Source organism: Exiguobacterium sp. S22-S28 (genome assembly GCF_043359615.1).
Classification (GTDB): Bacteria; Bacillota; Bacilli; order Exiguobacteriales; family Exiguobacteriaceae; genus Exiguobacterium_A.
Genome location: NZ_JBHFFC010000033.1, coordinates 1 through 19,537 on the forward strand (window position 1 = coordinate 1; position 19,537 = coordinate 19,537).

Annotated in this window: 15 protein-coding genes and 2 pseudogenes; 5 read left to right on the forward strand and 12 right to left on the reverse strand. The window is 40.3% G+C overall.

Translation table 11 applies throughout. The annotated features are described in order from the left end of the window. Positions 1–463 precede the first annotated feature (463 nt). Positions 464–740 (forward strand): annotated as a pseudogene (locus ACHA8N_RS15715) (IS3 family transposase); the annotation flags it as partial. Positions 741–1,007: 267 nt separating this feature from the next. Here ACHA8N_RS15715 and ACHA8N_RS15720 read toward each other — a convergent pair. From ACHA8N_RS15720 to ACHA8N_RS15750, 7 genes are all read right to left on the reverse strand, one after another. After that, positions 1,008–3,239, reverse strand: coding sequence for a riboflavin biosynthesis intermediates N-glycosidase (locus ACHA8N_RS15720; RefSeq protein WP_393966266.1), 2,232 nt, complete (start codon positions 3,237–3,239; stop codon positions 1,008–1,010). Continuing rightward, the gene (locus tag ACHA8N_RS15725; protein WP_393966267.1) at positions 3,236–3,742 is read right to left on the reverse strand and encodes a GreA/GreB family elongation factor; all 507 of its coding nucleotides are present in this window, start codon (positions 3,740–3,742) and stop codon (positions 3,236–3,238) included. Before ACHA8N_RS15725 ends, ACHA8N_RS15720 begins: the two co-directional genes overlap by 4 nt. Continuing rightward, on the reverse strand, positions 3,711–4,325 hold the full coding sequence (locus tag ACHA8N_RS15730; protein WP_393966268.1) for a dTMP kinase: 615 nt from the start codon (positions 4,323–4,325) through the stop codon (positions 3,711–3,713). Before ACHA8N_RS15730 ends, ACHA8N_RS15725 begins: the two co-directional genes overlap by 32 nt. Positions 4,326–4,504: 179 nt before the next feature. Then, a complete protein-coding gene (locus tag ACHA8N_RS15735; RefSeq protein WP_393966269.1) occupies positions 4,505–5,119 on the reverse strand; it encodes a hypothetical protein in 615 nt (204 codons plus the stop codon). After that, the gene (locus ACHA8N_RS15740; protein ID WP_393966270.1) at positions 5,116–5,868 is read right to left on the reverse strand and encodes a hypothetical protein; all 753 of its coding nucleotides are present in this window, start codon (positions 5,866–5,868) and stop codon (positions 5,116–5,118) included. The genes ACHA8N_RS15735 and ACHA8N_RS15740 overlap by 4 nt, the downstream gene beginning before the upstream one ends. 24 nt (positions 5,869–5,892) lie before the next feature. Beyond that, positions 5,893–6,618, reverse strand: a complete 726-nt coding sequence (locus ACHA8N_RS15745) for a hypothetical protein (RefSeq protein WP_393966271.1) — start codon at positions 6,616–6,618, stop codon at positions 5,893–5,895. Beyond that, positions 6,615–8,159, reverse strand: a complete 1,545-nt coding sequence (locus tag ACHA8N_RS15750) for a dynamin family protein (RefSeq protein WP_393966272.1) — start codon at positions 8,157–8,159, stop codon at positions 6,615–6,617. Before ACHA8N_RS15750 ends, ACHA8N_RS15745 begins: the two co-directional genes overlap by 4 nt. Positions 8,160–9,542: 1,383 nt before the next feature. On the opposite strand from ACHA8N_RS15750, the gene ACHA8N_RS15755 reads away from it, so the two are divergent. Together ACHA8N_RS15755 and ACHA8N_RS15760 are read left to right on the forward strand one after the other, a co-directional pair. Further along, positions 9,543–11,063, forward strand: a complete 1,521-nt coding sequence (locus ACHA8N_RS15755) for an AAA family ATPase (protein WP_393966273.1) — start codon at positions 9,543–9,545, stop codon at positions 11,061–11,063. A gap of 40 nt (positions 11,064–11,103) precedes the next feature. Further along, positions 11,104–12,336: an McrC family protein gene (locus ACHA8N_RS15760; RefSeq protein ID WP_393966274.1), complete on the forward strand. Its 1,233-nt coding sequence runs from the start codon at positions 11,104–11,106 to the stop codon at positions 12,334–12,336. A 204-nt stretch (positions 12,337–12,540) separates the two neighbouring features. Here ACHA8N_RS15760 and ACHA8N_RS15765 read toward each other — a convergent pair. After that, positions 12,541–12,847: pseudogene (locus ACHA8N_RS15765) on the reverse strand (transposase); the annotation flags it as partial. Positions 12,848–12,995: 148 nt separating this feature from the next. Between ACHA8N_RS15765 and ACHA8N_RS15770 the strand changes: the two are divergent. Together ACHA8N_RS15770 and ACHA8N_RS15775 are read left to right on the forward strand one after the other, a co-directional pair. Continuing rightward, on the forward strand, positions 12,996–13,235 hold the full coding sequence (locus ACHA8N_RS15770; protein ID WP_393966275.1) for an integrase core domain-containing protein: 240 nt from the start codon (positions 12,996–12,998) through the stop codon (positions 13,233–13,235). A gap of 311 nt (positions 13,236–13,546) precedes the next feature. Further along, positions 13,547–14,623, forward strand: a complete 1,077-nt coding sequence (locus ACHA8N_RS15775) for a YheC/YheD family protein (RefSeq protein ID WP_393966276.1) — start codon at positions 13,547–13,549, stop codon at positions 14,621–14,623. A 131-nt stretch (positions 14,624–14,754) separates the two neighbouring features. On the opposite strand, the gene ACHA8N_RS15780 is transcribed toward ACHA8N_RS15775, so the two are convergent. From ACHA8N_RS15780 to ACHA8N_RS15795, 4 genes are all read right to left on the reverse strand, one after another. Further along, positions 14,755–14,889 (reverse strand): hypothetical protein, encoded by a 135-nt coding sequence (locus tag ACHA8N_RS15780; protein WP_393966277.1) that lies wholly within the window; start codon positions 14,887–14,889, stop codon positions 14,755–14,757. 315 nt (positions 14,890–15,204) lie between these two features. Beyond that, positions 15,205–15,465 (reverse strand): hypothetical protein, encoded by a 261-nt coding sequence (locus ACHA8N_RS15785; RefSeq protein WP_393966278.1) that lies wholly within the window; start codon positions 15,463–15,465, stop codon positions 15,205–15,207. An 80-nt stretch (positions 15,466–15,545) separates the two neighbouring features. After that, the gene (locus tag ACHA8N_RS15790; RefSeq protein WP_393966279.1) at positions 15,546–15,857 is read right to left on the reverse strand and encodes a hypothetical protein; all 312 of its coding nucleotides are present in this window, start codon (positions 15,855–15,857) and stop codon (positions 15,546–15,548) included. Positions 15,858–16,020: 163 nt separating this feature from the next. Next, positions 16,021–18,714 (reverse strand): Ig-like domain-containing protein, encoded by a 2,694-nt coding sequence (locus ACHA8N_RS15795; protein WP_393966280.1) that lies wholly within the window; start codon positions 18,712–18,714, stop codon positions 16,021–16,023. Positions 18,715–19,537 lie beyond the last annotated feature (823 nt).

Consider the following 19,537-nt stretch of genomic DNA (forward strand, 5'->3'; position numbering starts at 1 on the left):
TTAGGCTACCTGACTGACACCGAAAAAATATGGTGTATTGGCAGCCTAATCAAGGTGTTTTATGTGTGTCTCATATTGCTAGGTCAGTCTAAAGATCGCCTTTTTCGAGGCTGTCTGTTCTGCTAACACATTTAATCGGTTGCAGTTGCAGTCAAATTTATCAAGCGGCACTCCAATCCTTTGTCTATGCTCCAACTCCCCCATATTAAAAATCCCCTCATCTATTAAAGTTCATATGTGGATTGTCAACGCCAAACTAGACACTTTGATACGATACCGTTTTCGTGAGTCGCTTTAGCGAGTTGACGATGAGCATTCTTGCGGCAGATGACCATGATGGTATTGTATTTGCGCATCAATCGGAGGAGACGTTTATAGTTAATTTGGATATCTTGTGATGCGAGTACCATGTACAATACACGATAGCCAAGCTGTTGCGAAGATTAGACGACTATCAATCCCCCACTCTGATCAGAGATGGCACTATCAATATCATTCGTTCACCAGAACACTATGAGAGCTTGGTATCACCCAAAAGTATGTCTCGAAAGGAAAACTGTCTCGATAACGTAGCTATGGAGAATTTCTTCGCCGTGCTCAAGTCTGAACTTTTCTATCTCAAGAAGTTCGACGACATGGATCATTTCAAGCGTGAACTTGAACGCTACATCGATTACTATAATTATCGTCGTATCAAGACAAGACTAAAACACCTGAGTCCGGTGGAATACCGGACCTAGATGCTTGAGGTCGTATAGTATAGTATACTATTTATTATCTAAATTTTTTGGTCTATTTTAGAAGCGGAGACCCGTATAATAGAAGACGGTTTGTCAAAATAACTTTTTAGGTACATCTTATCTACCGTCCTCCCAACGAGGTATTCTATTCGTTTTACTATTTCTTCAAGCAAATAATCAATCCACTTCAGAACAATTGATTGCAGTGATATGGCAGCACATTCGGAGTAGTGGAGGAATAAGCAGCCTCTCCTCACCCGACAGACTTCAACGATTCGACGCTTGACCCATGATCAGATATTCTTCCATCCCCGTTTTGAAATTCATCATCTCGATGCCTTCCATCGGGAATGAAAAACGACTATCCGCGTTTCCCTCGATGCCTCCTAATGAACGCATGCCTAGATCTTCACGCTCGATGAGTACTCGTGGATCGTGCGAGACCAAGTTTCGTTCCCCCGTTACTTTCTTACGTGCGTCCTCTTTTGCATTCGGGATGACAGACATTCTCCAAATAGCCCCCTCTGCTCCGAGTGATCCGCTCTCGCCGTAGGATTTTTCATGTTGTGGCGTCAATGGAAGATTCGGACGGCTTGCTAAATCCTTGAATTCATAATAAGCCTGCCCTAAATTACAAATACTACCGGTGTCAATTGTAAAGGTTGATAGGTAGAAAAAAGATGCTGGATATCCGGCGGACTGGAGTGAAGTTGCATACATTTCCACCATTGGAGACATGACATTTTGGACATAATGCATCGTATGATTATTGTAATTAATTGATTCATCTAACATCTTGTTTAGTGTATACCTGACATCTGACCAGGTTGCCTCAGTAAAGGGTTGTCTTCTAAGCATGATTCCTTTTTCTCTTTTATACTTTAGCAAACTGTTTAAGAAATATCTTTCAGCATCGATATACCCGCTATACTGTCGTTTGGCAGTAGCTGGGTAGAAATGCTTTGTATACACACCATCGTTACTCATCTCAGGATCCGTCACATAGTAAGGACCATCCTCATTCTCAAACAGATATAACTGAACATCCTTGTACTTTTTTTCAGAAAGGTGCAATTCGATGGCTGCCGTTAGCTTCTCGATATCGTCGCATCGAAGAGAATCGCTATCGTAAAGACGATATGGTTTCCCTTCTCCGATGACACGCATCTTTCGATCATCATCAATCTCGATTTTACTCGTCTCTAATAAGATGTCCTTTTCTTTCGCCCGTAGTAAATATGGTCCAACTGCCATATGATGAATTCCATCAATCGTTACTTCAAGGAAGGGCATTCGCGTCTCGCTCAAGGGAGGAAACCTTAGCTCTACCCCAGCAGTCCGCTGTCCTGTTCCTAGACGGTTAACCAAAGGGCGATACGTACGGAGAAAGTTCTCGACATCCTCTTGAAAATCATCACGGGATGTCTTTTTCGTACGTTCACCGCTCTGTGTCCATCCGTACGTGTATGGTGTCAACGAAAGACGTACCCCGGCTACGGCTGCTCCAAGCGTTTGATTTATTTCTTCGTGCATTCGTTGTAACGGTAAGTTCCTACGACTATACCCCACTGTGGAAATCCTAATTGTCACACCTAAATCTTCATAAGCATATTTGAGATAGCTATCGAAATGTGGATAAGTACTAATATCATTGTCTAGATAGCAGTACAAAACTCCCGGACGATGCGTATCTCTTCCATATCCTAGAAGTCCATACTTAGGTAATTTGACATCCGCATGGATTTTTTGATTTTCATCTAGGTACAATTTTTCTCTCAGATATGGTATCCCTTGTTGTGTTTTGTGGGCATTGGCATGATCAATAGCGACTGTCTTGAGAGCAGAAAATAGATTTTTAAGCCCTTCATGGTTCAAGTACCAAATAGAACTTCCGGCACTTTGGCTGCAAAAGCTACATCGATTAAAGCATCCGACTTGTGGTTGAAGATGTCGTAAATTCCTAAACATGTCAGCAGGTACTGTCCGCAATTGCTCAATCAATTGATGTCTTTTGACAAGATTTTCAACGGATACCGATTTATAGGAACCTTCACTCTCTAAGATAGCAATCGAGCGGAACTCCGCGCGGATGTCCATCAATACTTGTCCGAACAGGTTTTGACCGTTTCCATCAGCTCCGTTCGCCCAAAGGGAATCTTTCGGATTGTTCTCCACTAATTTTTCCATATTCGTTTCTAACAATTGGACAAGTATATCAGGATGTGTCCGAAGCTTCTCTGTGACTCCCCGCTTCATGATTGTGTACCGTACCTCTTTCCAGTCGCTTCTCAACGTGAACTTCCGACCTTCGTAAGCAGCCTCTTTGGGTGTGGGAAGGTTTCGTATGTAGTCATACTCTGGATGCCCGATGAACTTTTGTGCTTGGAAAAAGTGTTCGCTCGTTTTCCAAAAGTAGTCATCTAGATAAAATCCATGATTTGAAAAGTTAGAGAACCCCGTGTATACGCCAACCTTCTCTCCATAGAATAAAATGGTCATCGTTCTCTGCCTCCTTTCTGGATTCTCAAAATTGTTGTTTCTTCTTCATAGTCTCCGTTTTTGAAACGAAATGTTTGGCCCATTTTCCGCTCTAGAAGAGCAGAACCTAACGGACTAAGATAGGAGATGACATCTGTTTCGAGATCTCCCTCGTCGTATCCTAAAATCGTGTACTCCTCTCTCGCTCCATCCTCATAGCGGAGACTCACTTTTGAACCGATATAGACATCCGAATCATCATCGTTCAGATACCTTTCCGATTGCTCGATAATGTCACAGGCGGCTAGAACCGCCTTTGTCTTCGCTAAACGAAACTTCATTTCTGACATCGCCTTCGATTGAAGAGACATGTAATCTGGATTTTCTCTTAAATCATTGTCCATTTTGACACTCTCGCCGATTTGCTTTTGGATATCAATTTCCTCTTGAAGTAATCTGTCATATTTTTCTTCTAGTTTTTGATAACCCGCTTCAGAAATCCAATATCTTTCTATCTTTTTCATTCCGATTCTCCTCATCCATCATATGTTTTCGGATTTCATTAGCGATGTCATCCATCGTCCTATCTGTAGTATCAATTCTCTTGAAATACTGTTCGAGTCGAGAAAACTCTTCGATGAATCGAACACGTAATCCCTCCTGATCGAGTTGCTCATCCAAGTATCCTTTCCCTCGATTGATGAGTCGTCTTTGACGCTCACTTTCCGATACATCCAAATAGAATATATGATCCGGTTTTTCTAACTCCCCCCACTCGGTCAAGTAGGAATAAGGTAAATCGAGTCCGGCGGCTCGCTGCGAGACCACTGTATCAAGCAGATACCTCACACAATAGATGTTTCCAACTGCTCTCTTTTTTTGCTCCCTGATCAATTCTGAGAGATAAAGATTGGCTGACTGATAGTAGAGATAATGCGCAACCGTGGATACTTCCCTTACATGAAGATCGATCAGTTCTCTTCCTTCCGTGTACGGAAAAGGAAGGGATTTAAACAATGTAGATCCCAGGTCCATCTGGTTGAGCCTCTGAGCGATTGAACTCGTCCCACAACCATCTAGACCGGTTAAAACGATGAATTTACCCATTTTGTTTACTCTCCTTTTTCACGTATATGCTCATATACAAGGATATTTCGATATTATTCATTTTTAGGAAATTTGAATCCATCTTCATACGAAACACATGTTCTCTTACCGTATCCATTCAAAAAGGCGTCTAGATTCATAACATTAGGATCTGGACGCCTTTTCGTGCCCCGTTGCACTTATCTTCTCTCGACTTCCTTCTCAAGTTGATTGCTGAGCTCTACCATCCATATTGCTTGCAATGATTTCAATAAATCTTCGTCCCGTTTTTTAGATTGTAAGGCTGCTTCATTAATTCCCTTGCTTCCTTCAGTTAGTGCAGTATAGATGTATCCATTTGATTCTTTGGCGAGATTCACTGATGCTGTATGGTTTGCGTGTATCTCCCCAGCAAGCGTACCAGTCTGTTCCCCTAGGAGATTCAGGGTTTTTGTAGTATCGTCGATTCTTTCCGACAGCACCAAAAGTTCCTGTCGCCCAGACTCTACATAATCATCCAAAAATTCCTGCATCAAGTTCTTTACTTCTCTTGATATAAGTCCAATTTGCTTCATCCCATCATCTTGTGTGTAATGGATTCGGTCAATCGTCGAGATGATCATATCGATTTTTTGATGAAGCTCCATTTGATCCGCCACCAAGTTATTCATCGCGTCAGACATATTTCTTACTGTCAGATGTTGCGCATCAAGGTCTTCATTCAAACGTGCAATGCCTTCTAATATCAGACGATTTTCTGCTTCTCCTGCTAGACCAAACAATCGTCTCACCCAACCGAACCAGTCCTTGCTCATGCCAGTTCCGCCTGAAGATGCTGCATACTGCGCAGAAGAATAGCAGGTTTTAACTTAGCGCCTTCTCGGTCAAAAAGTTCTCCATCAGATTTTTCAAGAATGGATGATAGTTGGCGGACTTTTTCAGTGACAGACGTCGTCTGCTGCTCCATTAACTCTCTCATCGCTTCTTCGAGAACTTCATTTTGCTCTTCCACAAAAATAATGACATCGTCCGCCAACTGTTCCAATGCCTCAACTAATACTTTTTCTCCGAATTTGTTCATCTCACGTGATTTTTCGTCTCCTGGCGGTAAAGATAAAATGTGGAGACATTCCATATCATCGATCGATAATCGTCGGGCCATGAATCGCTTTAATTTTCCTTGAACCTGCTTTTCGCTGATTGTAAGTGAGCGACGTAATCTTTTCGTTGATATCTTCATATCAGATTGTTCAATCTCAGTGATGAGATCTGAAAAATACTGTCTTAGTTCATACAAAGCATCTTCCTCCAGCTCATCTGCTTTCTTTTCGAAATCTGCCCCGAAAGTGACTAATAAATAATTGATATCGGCGGTTTCCGTTGCTGACGCCGTCTTTTTGTCATAGGAAGGCGCTTGTCTGAATGATTCACAGAACTCATCCAGCGACCGTCCAAAATTTTCTACCGTCTCAATTTTCAATGTTCGACCTACAAATTCGACACCTTTACCAATCGCACTTCCTATTTTCGAAGCTGTATCTCTAAAAAAACTAAAAAAACCCATATATATTTCCTCCCTTTTTAAGTTTTAAATCGATTCACATAGTTCATTTATCAACACGATGCGGAAAAATGCATCGGTCAGTAGGCACTCTTTGCGAACGGCAAAGTCAACGTGATCATCCAGCAGTTGTTCGAGCGAACGTGCATGATTCTGATATCCTTGTTCCAACACACTAATTTTTTCGGAAATATCGTCGGTCATATCGAACGATAGGCGGGTGAAATCTGTCTCAAATCGACTAGATAGTGCAAATAGCGCTTCTGCAATGCTCTCTCGAACGAATTGATTCATCGCTTCTTCCTTGCGTACACCCGGCATCATCGCGAGTATCGACATCAATTTCCGATTCGTCAGGCTCAGAGATATCGAAACCTGCTGACCGATAAATCCTTGATAGTCTTTACTCGTTTCTTTTAGTTCTCTAGCATAGGCGCGATTTCCCGAGGAAAGGGAGATACCTTTTTCGTCAAGACTTTCAATCAGAGATTCGTATTGATCGAACAGTTGAGTGATTTCCTCGGAGATGACTAGCTCGATTTGTGCTAGCTCAATTTCCACTTTCTTTTTCAACTTCTCCAAGTCTAGATGTACATCTCGGTATTCCGATGCTGATGATTCGGACGTGACAGGCTTCTTCTCACTAACTTTCTTATTCATCCACTCAGTTGCAAATTTCATAGCGATATCAAAAATTTCATTCATTGGCCATTTTATTGGAAAAGGAAACATTTTGCTCAAGAATCCTTTCATTTATTGACCACCAGACCTTTAATCTGTGTCGCAAGCTGCTGAACCCGTTCCTTCGTACTCCGCTCAATCTGAGATAAAGCGTCTTCTAATTTTTGTTTCTCAATTTTAATTTGTTTGAGCTCGATTTCATGTTTCTTTTGTTCAGCACGAATCTCATCGATGCCTTTTTCGCTCATGTTGATGATTTCTAGTTGATCTTGTCTGACAGATTCAGCGAAACGTAAAATCTCCTCTTTACAGACAAGATAGGACTCTTTGATGTCTTCTACAAGTAACGCTTTATGGTTATCGATTACCTCTTTTTCAAGCTTTCGCTTCAGATGGTCTATACCCGTGAAATCCATCAATCGTCGCTCATGTTCTCCAAGTTCTTCCTGACGAATTCGGAACTTCATGAGAATCGACATTAAATCGAAGTATGAATCACTCCCCGCAGCTACTTCGGCATTGGATTGGATAAGGGAATAGAGATAACCTGATACCGGCACTAGATTTTTTTCTGCGAGAGCAACGTTCCCGTATGCCCCTTCGTCCGTCAAGTATTTCAACCACTCTTTACGTTGTTCCTTCCAATTTTCTTCTGGACGGTTTAATGTATCGAGCTGCGTCGCAATCACATAAACCTTTTCAGGGTTGTATCGTGTATTGGCAAAGACACTATAGATAGTCGCCATCTCCGGTCCTGTTAACGAGTCCGATTTCACACATACAAGAACCGCGTTTGCACGATCGATGTAATCGCGCGTAATATTCGAACGATATGCTACAACGTCATCGAGTCCCGGTGTATCGACGAAGATGACCCCTTCTGGTACATCAAAATCGACAAGTCCGACCTCAACTTCCTTTACAAAGTAATGTGTGGCTTCCTTTGAAGACGTCCATTTATGAATCTCGGTCTTTAAATCGTCTAGCGAACCGCACTCTTGCGTCATCGTCTCTCGATTTACCCATTCATTCTTGATGCTCTCTGCCTTCAGCTCCTCATATTCTTCAAGAAATACTTTCGCCTTAGATTCATTGACGCTCTTCCATAATTTTTTCCATTCTGCTTCCGTATAGAAAGAGACTTTCACAAAGTCCCGTCCTGTAGAAGAACGTCTAAATTTCGTTAGCGATGCCGTCTCTGGTGTGACGCGTGTGGAAGCGAGATCATATCCGAGTAAGGCATTGATTAATGTCGACTTTCCGGCTTTGATTGCTCCGACGAGTGCGATGTGAAATTCTGCTGACTTACATCGCTTCAACAATACTTCCATGTCCGAAAACATTTTTCTCGTGACTTGCGGCTTGATCTCATCTGACTCCAAGATTGATTTCGCACGTTCGATGCTAGTCGCATAGCGAGCTACCGAAACATCCCACAAATAGTCACTTGATGACACTTCTTTTACGAGTACCTCGTCGAGCACTTTCATCTTCATCTTGAAATCCGACTGGATCTTGTCATCACGAAACACGTACGACTGGTTAATCAAAAAACATTCCGTACAAAATAAAACCTCTTGATTGATGTGACCCTTACATTTTTGACATTGCATGATATGAAAGCCTCCTATTTTCAGTAAATTAAAAATGGTATTTAAAATTAATTAAATACTTATAAAGGTATTATATAGTTTTTTTTACCATTAGGTATGCAAAAAAAAACGCTAGGTTCCTCTTTTTTTGTAGAATAATAGAACCCTTAAACATTTAAAGTAATATTTCTTTGATATCCGTCTGCAAAAGTAGAGCATAAATAAATGGATTCGTGATGCGCTAGGCATACCAATGATGTAATTCACGATTTTTATTCCCCTTCACAATATGTGGATAATAAGAGTGTGAAGAGATTTATTTGTAAATTATATTCAAATAAAATCAATTTTAAAAAGATTAGACTCTACTGAACTTGCAAAAGCATTCGTTTGGATCATTAATGGAATACATGGTCTACGCTTAGCTAAACATAAATTTCAAGTCCATTTAGTTTAAGAAAAATTATGAAAAGCAAAGGATAATCAGTCGGATCATGCAAGAGGAAGACCTAGTTTCTACGTATAAGATGCTGCAGTTCAAGCATAAAAAAGAAGTGGGCAACGAGTCGACGGCAGCCAATGAATTGAACCTCGCGTTCAAGTAAGAAGAAGAAATCTCCATTGTCGTAAATAGCCTGACGTACATCAAAATTCGTTAAAAATGGCATTATGTATGTGTATTTATTGATCCCTTTAACCGAGAAATCATCTGACATCTTATGGGCGAGCGAAAGGATGCCCAACTAATCCATCATACTTTCGCTTTCATTTCTAGTGATTTGCGTCGTATTCGGATGTTTCCCATGGATCAAGAATACACTTCATACATTCAGAATTCGTTTCTCGTTGAGCGAAAAGGGGTGTCCGCATGATAATACAGTCGCGGAGACCATGTATAAAATTATCAAATCAGAATTCTATAAAAATGAATCTTCTTGAGTTTAATGGTATCGGAACGTTAGTCCTAGGGTTATATATATTGATTAAAATATCTTCGCATACACGATACGTCAAATCATCAAATTTCCGTCCGTTACAAACAATTGTCTCTTAAGGAAATTGTCTAGTTTAGCGTTGAAAATCCACGTTTAGAGGCGAAACTATTCTCGCTTAATTTTAATAAATGAGTCAATCAAAAACATATTCCCATAAAAAATCAATATAGGTTCATTCCCAAATTAATATTCCTTTAAAATCAAATATGTTGCATTATATGGTTTTAAATCGATTCTTTTTCTATTATCAAATTAAAAGGAGCTACTCTACATGAATTATAGGATACAGTTCATCTCTCTCTTGCTTTAATGATCTTTAGCATCTTTCTTTTTGTGATTCTTCTATATATTACTTATTTTATATCTGTCCGCATTAAAAATAACTTAGCGCGAAAGGACTCTCTTATCTATGACTACTAAAAATCAAATTTTATTCGGTCCACCAGGAACCGGAAAAACGTATGCTATCGTCGAAAAAACATTAGCTATTGTTGATCCAGAAGGATTCGGACGCCTAAAAGAACAACATGCACCTCGCGAAGAGTGGACTCGTTTGTATCAATCTCACGTCGAAGCAAATCGAATCCAATTTTGTACTTTTCATCAGTCATTTTCGTATGAAGACTTTGTTGAAGGTCTTAGAAGTGATGGGAAAGGCGGTTTCGAACCAAAGGATGGAATTTTTAAACAAGTATGTACAACCGCCTCTTTGATTGATTCAAGCGAAGAAACAGTCGCACAAGTCGCTCCCGCACTTGATTTAGAGCAGCGTTCAGTCTACAAAATGTCACTCGGACGAAAACAGGAAGAAAAAATCTTTGAGTATTGTTTAAAAGAATCAGTCATCACACTCGGGTATGGTAGTCAGATTGATTTCACGGATTGTAATGATGAGAACGACATCGAAGCAAAAATCATCGCGGACGATTCCATTGAAAACTTCGATACCGTCAACCGCTCAATCAACATGTTAAAGTTTGATATTCAAATTGGCGATATCATCATCGCCTCACACGGAAATCATAACTTCCGAGCTATCGGCGTCGTCACAGGAGATTACTATTACAACTCTACAACTCCGATTCCATATGCACATTTTCGTAAAGTTGATTGGTTATTCCATCGTGCTGCTGATTCGGTCATTCCTACCCACGAGCTGTTTAAGCGTAATTTTGTTCAAATTCCTCTTTATCCACTTTCTCATGAAATGATTAAAGTAGAAAAACTACCTCTCTTTCTAGGGAGTTCACCGTCTATCATACAAAACGTTTCATCGAATAACGTTGTCTTAGTCATCGATGAAATCAATCGTGGAAATATCTCACGTATTTTTGGTGAATTAATTACCTTGATCGAAGACGATAAACGCCGTGGTGCAATCAATGAAATCATCGTCACACTTCCTTATTCGCAAGAGTCGTTCAGCATTCCTGCAAATCTCCATGTTCTCGGGACAATGAATACGGCTGACCGTTCTATCACCTTGATGGATACTGCTCTTCGTCGCCGTTTTGAGTTTATAGAGTTAGCACCTGATCCCTTCTTACTTCCTCAAGATATTGAAGGAATCAATGCTCAGGCGATTTTAACAAAAATGAACGATCGAATTGAATATCTCTACGATCGCGATCATATGATTGGTCATGGGTTCTTTCTTAATGAAAGCTTGACGACAGAATCTTTGTTACATATCATGCAAACGAAAGTCGTCCCACTGTTACAAGAATATTTTTATGATGATTTCGAGAAAATCGCCTTCGTTCTTGGAGGTGCAACAAACGATCTGAATGATTCATCCTATTTCCTACGTACCAAGTCGTTACATGCCCAGAAGTTGTTTCCTAATTCCTCACGAATGCGTGAAGAAAAGATCCGGTATGAAATGGTCAAATATCCGACTGTTGAAGCTCTGAGAAGAGTCTATGCCTAATACACGACGTGTTTTTACGCTTATTGAAAACTTCGATTCTTTGAAAATATCGAATGATGGAACGCAAGGATTGACTTACGAAGAGGCAGCATTTCTAGAAAATCATCGACAACAACAACAGTATCCTTCTCGTCACTTCGTATGGGGATTCAATTCATTACGTATTCTTGATTTCGTCGGTTTCATTCAATGTGAGACGTTCACAATTGAAATTCTTCCGAAAATTTCCGATGCAGATCATACAATGACGAGACGTGCACTTCTCAATATGCTCTTCGAATCGGATATTTTACCTATTCAGGTGAATCCAATTGAACAGTATGCGTTATTTGATGAACCCTTACATGAAATACTCGGCTACGCTTATGCAAAAGAACTCGCAACGGCTTTAAGACAAGGACCCGCCTTGCGTTATCAAACATTACGAACAACTTCTCCCGTTCTTAAAGGTCGACTACTCGTTAACCGGCACATTCAGGAACTGATGAGTAGAAATCAGGGGCATCATGCAGTTTGCGAGTATGAGGAACGCGTAACAGACCACGACATGAATCGTTTGTTCTTGAGTACGAATCACCTTTTGCGTCGTATGTGTAAAAAGATGGAAACACAACAACTGTTACATCAAATGAATCATCTCTTAGACGATGTCACATATGTAACATGGACAAAAGAACAGATTCAAGGCGTCACACCAGATCGGACCGAGCAACGTTTCCATGGAGCGTTAGAACTCTCGAAACAGATCATGTTCGGTCATTCAGCGGAGAGCGTTTCCGGTTCAAATGCATCCATCTCCCTTCTCTTCAGCATGCCACGTATCTACGAATCTTACATCGGTTCTTTACTGCGCTACTCGATTTCTAATTATCAGCTAAAACGACCTGAGACGACAACACATCTCTTGCACCGAGCACATCAAAAGGACGTCCTCGCGCTTCGTCCTGATTTTTTAATGGACGGTCCTAACGATTCACTCATACTTGATACGAAGTGGAAACGTCTCGCACTACAAGAGACGAACAGTGACGTCAAACGTAACGACATCTATCAGATGTATGCGTATTTGACGCGTTTTACAGATGTCTCTACCGTCATCCTGTTATATCCTTTGTTCGATGACGAGTACATTACTCTTCCCGATGACGTCTGGCATCTGGAGGATCAACCATCGCGTCAGATTCGTGTACATCGTATTGATCTTCTTGATAGATGGCGCACAATTGAGCAGTTGAATCAGATTTTAACCTATTCTATTCCTACTATTGTTTAAGTTACTATGAGATAATTCCGGTATTGTGCGAGGTATTGAAAAAATTTAAATGATTTTGAAGAGGCTGGGACATAACTAGTCGACTTCTAAAGAAAAGAAGGAATTGTCATCGTTACTGATATCGTATCCAAAAAGTAGACAGTCGAAACACAAAAACTGTCTACTTTTGAACTGAACCAAAAAAATTAGACAATGAATGATTCGTCAGGCGACCTTTAGGATCTGGGTCCGGTATTCCACCGGGCTCAGGTTTTTTAGTCGTCTCTTGATGCGACGATGGTTATAGTACTCGATATAACGCTTGAGCTCATATTTGAAGTGGGTCCATGTCATCGAACTCTTTGAGATTGAGATACAGGAACTCGGACTTGAGCACAGCGAAGAAGCTTTCGATGGTTGCGTTATCGAGACAGTTGCTCTTACGGGACATACTTTGCGTGATGCCGTGTTCGCGGAGCGTACCGATGAACGCTCGGTATTGATAATGCCAACCCTGGTCGTAATGGAGGATCCATCCGTTCATTCGTCATCGGTCATTCGAATAACAATCAACTCGTTTTCGATACGCTTGAAATCGCTCTTCAGGGCGCACCAGAGAGTCAGTCTCTTCTACATAGCGATCGTGTGGGTTTCAATATACGTCGCATGCTTTCCGTCGAATGACGAAAGCAGCAGGCATTACACAAAGTATGTCTCGTGTCGGTAAATGCATCGATAATGGTCCGATGGAATCGTTTCGGGGCGCAGTGAAGTGTAAGAGTTATTATCTACATAAGTTCGAGGAGTTCGACGAACTCCGTCATGCGATTCAGCAATACATTCGATTCTATAACGAAGAACGATATCAAGAACGACTAAACGGCTTGAGTCCGCTGGAATTAAGGGCTCAAGCCGTTTAAAAGTTTTTTATTATTTTGCTTGTCTACTTGACGGGGAGCAGTTCAGCTTTGATTGCTTTTGCTGAACGGTTTTTCGCAGCGTCTTCTGCATACACGCTTATGACTTCTCCTGCTTTCCATACCGCAATCCGGAAACGGTACGCCTTGCATCAGCCTGCGTCTAGTACGGTTTTTTTAAGTGTTGCGCTAAATATTACATTTCATCAGAAGAAAATACTTAATTGTGCCCTTCATATCTTATACTATTCTTAGAAGAAAAAAAATCTTGTTTCACATTTGGAGAAACATACATAACTAAAGGAGTTGCTTTTATGATCGCTATATACAACAATCGGTATTCCCCTCGTGAAATTCTGCCACAAGAACGGATGCAACTTTATTTGGATCAAGCACGACGACTGGGAGAAACAGTCGCCTGCTTTACAATTGAAGATGTGGATTTCGAGAACTCAACGATTGAAGCAGAGGTGTATGAAGAAGACTGGATTTCTAAAACGATTCCTTTTCCAGACTTACTTTTTAATGAACGATGCGTCATTCCAAAACAGGCAACCGATTTTGATAAAGATCTTCGACTTCAAAAAGAAATCCCTTGTTTCTTTCATTTAATCGATAACAAATGGGTTCTCCAGCAAAAGCTTGAAAACACAGGTGCTTGGAACAAACTTCTGATTCCCACCACGACGCTTGATCAGTACGATCAGTTTTTAGAACACTTGAAACAACAAAAAACGGTGGTGCTGAAGCCAACGGATGCTTCAAAAGGACAAGGCATCTATAAAGTCACGAAAGCAGCCGGTTCTGGATACTATCTGACCATCCGCGACGAACGTCACACGTATTCATATCAACGTCTTAAGTCCTTTATTCAGCCGTTGATTGACCAAGGCAATTACATCATTCAACCCTTTATTAAGTCGCAGACACCGGACGGAGAAACATTCCATCTGCGGGCACACCTGATCCGCGATGCGGACGGACAATGGATCGTACTTGCTGCCATCGCCGATGTTGCTAAAAAAGGACGTTTCATCACGAATCAGAGTGCGTATAAAAACGAACGGGCAGAACCATTTTTACAACAGCTCGATCCTTCCGGTGATGTGCTGTATAAAGAATGGTTGGCGCAGAGTATACTGCTCGCACAAGACATCGATGCCCTGTATCCTTTTACGTTGCCGGAACTTGCTCTTGATTTTGCGCTTGACGAGACACGGACGTTACGCTTCTTTGAGGCCAACACCGGTCCTGAAGTATTTGCTTTTAAGGAAGAACGCGAGGAACGACGGGCACAGGAACTGATTACGTTTGCGCATCACGTCGCGACAGCCATCGCACCTATTCCAAAAGAACAACGATACGGTCGCTACTTCAAGGTGGGTCAATAAGTTAGAAAAAAAATCAGCCCTCACCTATAGTTGTGAAAATTTCATATTTTACTCAAACAGATAAAACGTAATCCTCTCTTCAAACTGTATTTTGAAGAGAGGATTACGTTTTTCAACTACTTTTTTTCTTTTTAATTTGTCGCTTCATCTGTAAAATGAATCCGATTCTTTTGTCCACCATGCTTTGACGTACTCGGTTGTCGTCCTTGTTCATAGAGAAATCGTCGGAAGGATTCGTTTTCCCCGTTTGCTATTCCCGATGTCATGGGTCCATCCCCTCTCTCTTTTTTTCGAGGTTTCGGAGGTGATGAGACGAAAATCCCCGAAACCCCGTTTTTTTTTATGCGGAGATACATCTCTATATCATTTACAAACAGAATCGGGGAACGGGAAATCTCCCGGCAGTTCTACTTTTACCTTTCGTTCCTTTTTTGAACACCTACTAAAACTGTTGATACATAAAAATTCCTTTCCGTTTCGTACTCTCAGCAGTCTTAATGAACAGTCAGGAGTCATAGACAAGAATACTTCCATAACGCACTACGTCGAGTCCCAAAATAGGACAAATAAAAAAGAACTTCTCACTCGAAAAGCTCTACGACTCGTTCTATATATTCGACATAGGACTGGATGACCAGCCGATCATCTTCATCCATGATGTTCTTGATACTCCGTTGGACACGTGATCGATCGACTTGGATGACGTCTTGTACGACATCCTCTAATACTTGCTCGATGACATCTTCTTCGGTCAATAATTCTCCCTCATAACAATCTAGCGTCTCATCATATTGACGATAATAATCCTTTCCTCCAAGCACTACCCGATGATACTTCCGCATTCTGATTTCCTCCTTTGGTATTCTCCACGAAATCGCATCTTTTACATACACTTAGTGTCGTCATTCTTAGTCAATCTTCATCATGACTTCGTTTCGTCGTATAGTTCGTATGCAATCGTTCTTCCATCACACAGCCATACCTCATAGACCAACCGATAGGTGATCGTATCATAGCCTATGCCAGGAATCCATTCTTTTCCTTCCGAATCGATGTAGACATAAGTCTCGAACCGTACCGGGTCCGGAAGTAATTGGAGATGTTCCAATGAAGCCACAGACGAATCAATATCCGAATGCTCGAACAGATGTGACTCCATCCCGACTTCATCGATCGTCACTTCCTTACCAAACAGCTTCTTGATCCGAACAATAAAGCCAAATCTTTTTTCCATTCCATCTCCTCCTTTTCTACGCAAAAAAGAGCATTCGCTCCGGATCGGAATGAATGCTCTCTATAGTTCTTACAAGGTAATAATATATATTTGATTTTTATATCAATACATACAGAAAAATCCTATGCCACATAGAGCGACATAGGATTTTAAGAAATCAGTATTAGTTTACTGAAAGAACGTTAGAGAAGTTAATAGCGTTTTTGTTAGCATCTGTAAGGTCAATTTTAGCTGAAGCTTTTGCAGTAATACCAGTTACTGATGTAAGCTGCCCAGCTGTTAATGTAACAACAACTTTATTTGCAGTGATAACTTCTGCTGAAGCTTCTGTTAATTTAGTTGTCCCTTGATATACATCTACGTCATCGCCAGCAACAGCACCAAGACCAGTACCATCTTCAATATTTTCGCTAAATGTAATTTCTACTTTATCAGCAGCAATCAATTTTGCAGAAAGTGCAACTGGGCGAACTGTCTCTTTAAGAACAACTTTTTTCACAACAGTGTCCATGATAGAACCTGCAGCTGTTGCTACATTTTTAATCGTAACATTGCGCTCACCGTTTGTAGAAATTGCATCTTTTTTAAGTGTCAATTCAACAGTGCGTGCATTTCCTTTAAGAATAGCACTTTCTACTGAACCTTCTGCACCTTCAATTACATAGTTGCTTGTATTAAGTGCAGTAGCAGCTGTTACGTCACGATCAAATGTAACTGTAACTTTATCGTTAGCTTGAGTAACTGTACTTACAACAGGTTTAGTAGTATCAGTAAGTGGGCTCAATTTGAAAGCTACTGTTTTTGCAAGCGACTTGTTAGCAGTAGGTAAAGCTTTGTCTTCTGCTAAACCTTCTGGAAGGTTCAATTTATAGTCAGCAGCAACATTTGGAAGTAAGATTTTCACTGATTTACCATCTGTTCCAGTAGTAATTGATGATGCACCTGTAATTGGAGTGATGTCTTTAGTAACATTGTCAGCATCAACATATGTTCCTGTAATTGATAATGCATTGTTAGCAGCAACAAGCTCATCATATTTGACTACTAAGTATTGCTTAGTATCTTCTTTAACGATTTCTTGTGAAACGAATGCAGGAGCAGTTCCATCAGCTTTAATTTCTACAACGCGTGAAACGTTCTCCATTGTGTTTCCAGCTAAGTCTTTAACACCAGAGATTGTAACGTCTTTCAATCCGTTTGCAAGAGCATTGTCACTGAAAGTAAGAACAGTTTTAGATTCGTCAATTTCTACTGAAGAAGTTTGAGTAGCAGATCCAACTTTAATAGTAGCGCCAGCAGTTTGAACTTTTTCAGAGAAAGTAACTTTGAGTTTACCAGTACCAGCAGATTCTACAGAGAGTACTGTTGGTTTTACTGTTTCGATATCTTTCTTAACAACTGAAACAGATACTGGGTTTGGAGTAAGCAAGTTACCACCAAAATCTTTTAATCCAGTGAAGATGAAGTTGTATGAAGCGTTTAATGTCATTGTTCCAGGAAGTGCTACAACGAATGACTTTTTGTCATCAGCAATAGTGATATTTCCTGCAACTACAGCAACTGAAGTTGGACCAGAAACTGTTAATGCAGTTGCAATTTCAGAAGTAGATGCATTTAAAGGCTCACTAAATGTGAATGTAGCGTTTCCGATTGCATCGTAAGAAACTGCTTCAAACATCGGACGTGTAACATCTTCTACAGTCAATACATCAGATGTGTATGCAGGTAATACTTCACCTTTAACAGTTTTAACTGTTTCAGTTGTTTTAGCAACATACTTACCTTTGAAAGCACCTGTATTAGTAGAGATTGTAAGAACTTTTCCATCTGTAGAAAGTGAAGCTAATGAAGCATCTGAAATTGTTGCTTCGTCTCCAGTTACAGTAGCAACTGTGACAACATCACCTTTCAAAGTACCGTTCTCTTCAACAACTGTTGCTTTGTCTACAGCTTTGTTGAAAGTAACTTGAAGTTGCTTAGCGTTAATCGCCTTAACTTCTTTAACCATTGGAGCTTCGATTACGAAGTCTTTAGCTGGTGAAACAACTTCACCGACTTTAACTGCGAATGCGTGCGTTCCAGCTGGAAGTACGCCTGATTTTGCCATCAATTTGCCGTCTTTAAGCTCAGCAGCAACTTTGATTGGCTCTTTTGTCATATCTTTGAATGCGTAAACAAGAACTTCAGCTTTAGCGCCTTTAGCTGGGTATTTAACGTCAGCTGAAACTGAAAGCATGTCGTCTTTAACTTCATTCATCACGTTTGTGATTTCAGCAGCTTTTACTTCGTAAGCGATTGAACCTTTGATTTCGAGGTTTAATCCTTTGTACGAGTAAGACAATTTCATTTTACCGGCTTTGCTTGTATCCGCTTTTGAAATTGTGAACGATTTGATTGAACGTTCGATTGATTTACCGTCTTTGTATTTCACTGTGATTGTTGAAGGAAGTTTTACTTCTTCGCCGACAGCGACAGGAGCAAGTTTCGGTTCAACCACATCGATTGGGTAGTTGTTTAATTTGACTTTGATTGTTGCTTTTAACGAAGTACCTGAAACTGTACCAGTGATCGTTTGGTATTTTCCAACGTATTTCGCGTCGTATGCGACTTTGCCCCATTTAACTGAACGGTTTTCTGTTTTCTTGTTAGAAAGCATGACTTTAACCGTTTTAGGAAGTGAAAGTTTTTTAACCGAGTTTGCGTATCCACCGTAGTGTGAAATGCTTGCTGGGTTAACTACTGATTTAACTGTGACTTTCGTTGCAGCGTCTGCTGAAAGTCCAGGTGCTACTGCTGAAGCTGTAACTGCGAGAGCAGCTGCTGCTGCGTATAACTTGTTTGATTTCTTCGTGCCCATGTGTAAAAATCCTCCCTTAGATAAACTGCTAGTTGTTTTGACGACTTGTCTCCAATAAAAGACAAAAGACAAACTTCAGGATTTCCTTCTTCTATTCTTTTCCTATCCATACAATGGAAATCGTCGTGCTTGGTTGATGCTAAACATTTCGATTGTATTTCAAATCCAAGTCAGATAAAGGAAAAAAGATGCATGTCCTGACGAATAGAAATCACGAGACAAAATAGGTAATAATTAGAATACTCATTTCACCTGATCCATCTGTTCTTTATGTAATCGTCATTCCATATACCTTATCGACACCCGATACTCCAATGTTTAACGATTTTTGAAAGAAAATCGCTTTTCTTGAATTTGCAGGTTAATCCCACTGTTTACCAGTTGTCTCGACCTACAAGAATAAATATACCGAAAGAATCAGAAATCAACAACCCTTATTTTGTAATAAAAATGCAATCTTATGGACACAAGTAAAATTTTTTACATGGTGAATACTGTTAATTGAATTTTTGATTTACCACATTTTAAAAATGTAAGCCTTTTCGACAAAACCCGACACGCGAATCGATTTGTTTGTCGAATCTTTTTTTTATGAAAAATTACAATCTAATTTCGTACTAGTCACTCTGTTTTTGAAAAAAGGGCGATTTAATAAAATCTTACCTAACGCTTTTTTTTAAGATTTTTTCAAAACAAGTTGTTAAATAGGTATTTATGCCTACGATAAGTCATCGCTTCTTTCCGCGATGTACCGTGATACTAAAATGAAATACAATTTCATGTGCTTCCGTTGTCCGTTCTGTACCGATTTCAGCAAAGCAAA

Coding starts and splice junctions, on each gene's coding strand:
- ACHA8N_RS15720 (WP_393966266.1), bottom strand. CDS start 3,239: ATGACCATTTTATTCTATGGAGAGAAGGTTGGCGTATACACGGGGTTC.
- ACHA8N_RS15725 (WP_393966267.1), bottom strand. CDS start 3,742: ATGAAAAAGATAGAAAGATATTGGATTTCTGAAGCGGGTTATCAAAAA.
- ACHA8N_RS15730 (WP_393966268.1), bottom strand. CDS start 4,325: ATGGGTAAATTCATCGTTTTAACCGGTCTAGATGGTTGTGGGACGAGT.
- ACHA8N_RS15735 (WP_393966269.1), bottom strand. CDS start 5,119: ATGAGCAAGGACTGGTTCGGTTGGGTGAGACGATTGTTTGGTCTAGCA.
- ACHA8N_RS15740 (WP_393966270.1), bottom strand. CDS start 5,868: ATGGGTTTTTTTAGTTTTTTTAGAGATACAGCTTCGAAAATAGGAAGT.
- ACHA8N_RS15745 (WP_393966271.1), bottom strand. CDS start 6,618: ATGAAAGGATTCTTGAGCAAAATGTTTCCTTTTCCAATAAAATGGCCA.
- ACHA8N_RS15750 (WP_393966272.1), bottom strand. CDS start 8,159: ATGCAATGTCAAAAATGTAAGGGTCACATCAATCAAGAGGTTTTATTT.
- ACHA8N_RS15755 (WP_393966273.1), top strand. CDS start 9,543: ATGACTACTAAAAATCAAATTTTATTCGGTCCACCAGGAACCGGAAAA.
- ACHA8N_RS15770 (WP_393966275.1), top strand. CDS start 12,996: ATGACGAAAGCAGCAGGCATTACACAAAGTATGTCTCGTGTCGGTAAA.
- ACHA8N_RS15775 (WP_393966276.1), top strand. CDS start 13,547: ATGATCGCTATATACAACAATCGGTATTCCCCTCGTGAAATTCTGCCA.
- ACHA8N_RS15780 (WP_393966277.1), bottom strand. CDS start 14,889: ATGACATCGGGAATAGCAAACGGGGAAAACGAATCCTTCCGACGATTT.
- ACHA8N_RS15785 (WP_393966278.1), bottom strand. CDS start 15,465: ATGCGGAAGTATCATCGGGTAGTGCTTGGAGGAAAGGATTATTATCGT.
- ACHA8N_RS15790 (WP_393966279.1), bottom strand. CDS start 15,857: ATGGAAAAAAGATTTGGCTTTATTGTTCGGATCAAGAAGCTGTTTGGT.
- ACHA8N_RS15795 (WP_393966280.1), bottom strand. CDS start 18,714: ATGGGCACGAAGAAATCAAACAAGTTATACGCAGCAGCAGCTGCTCTC.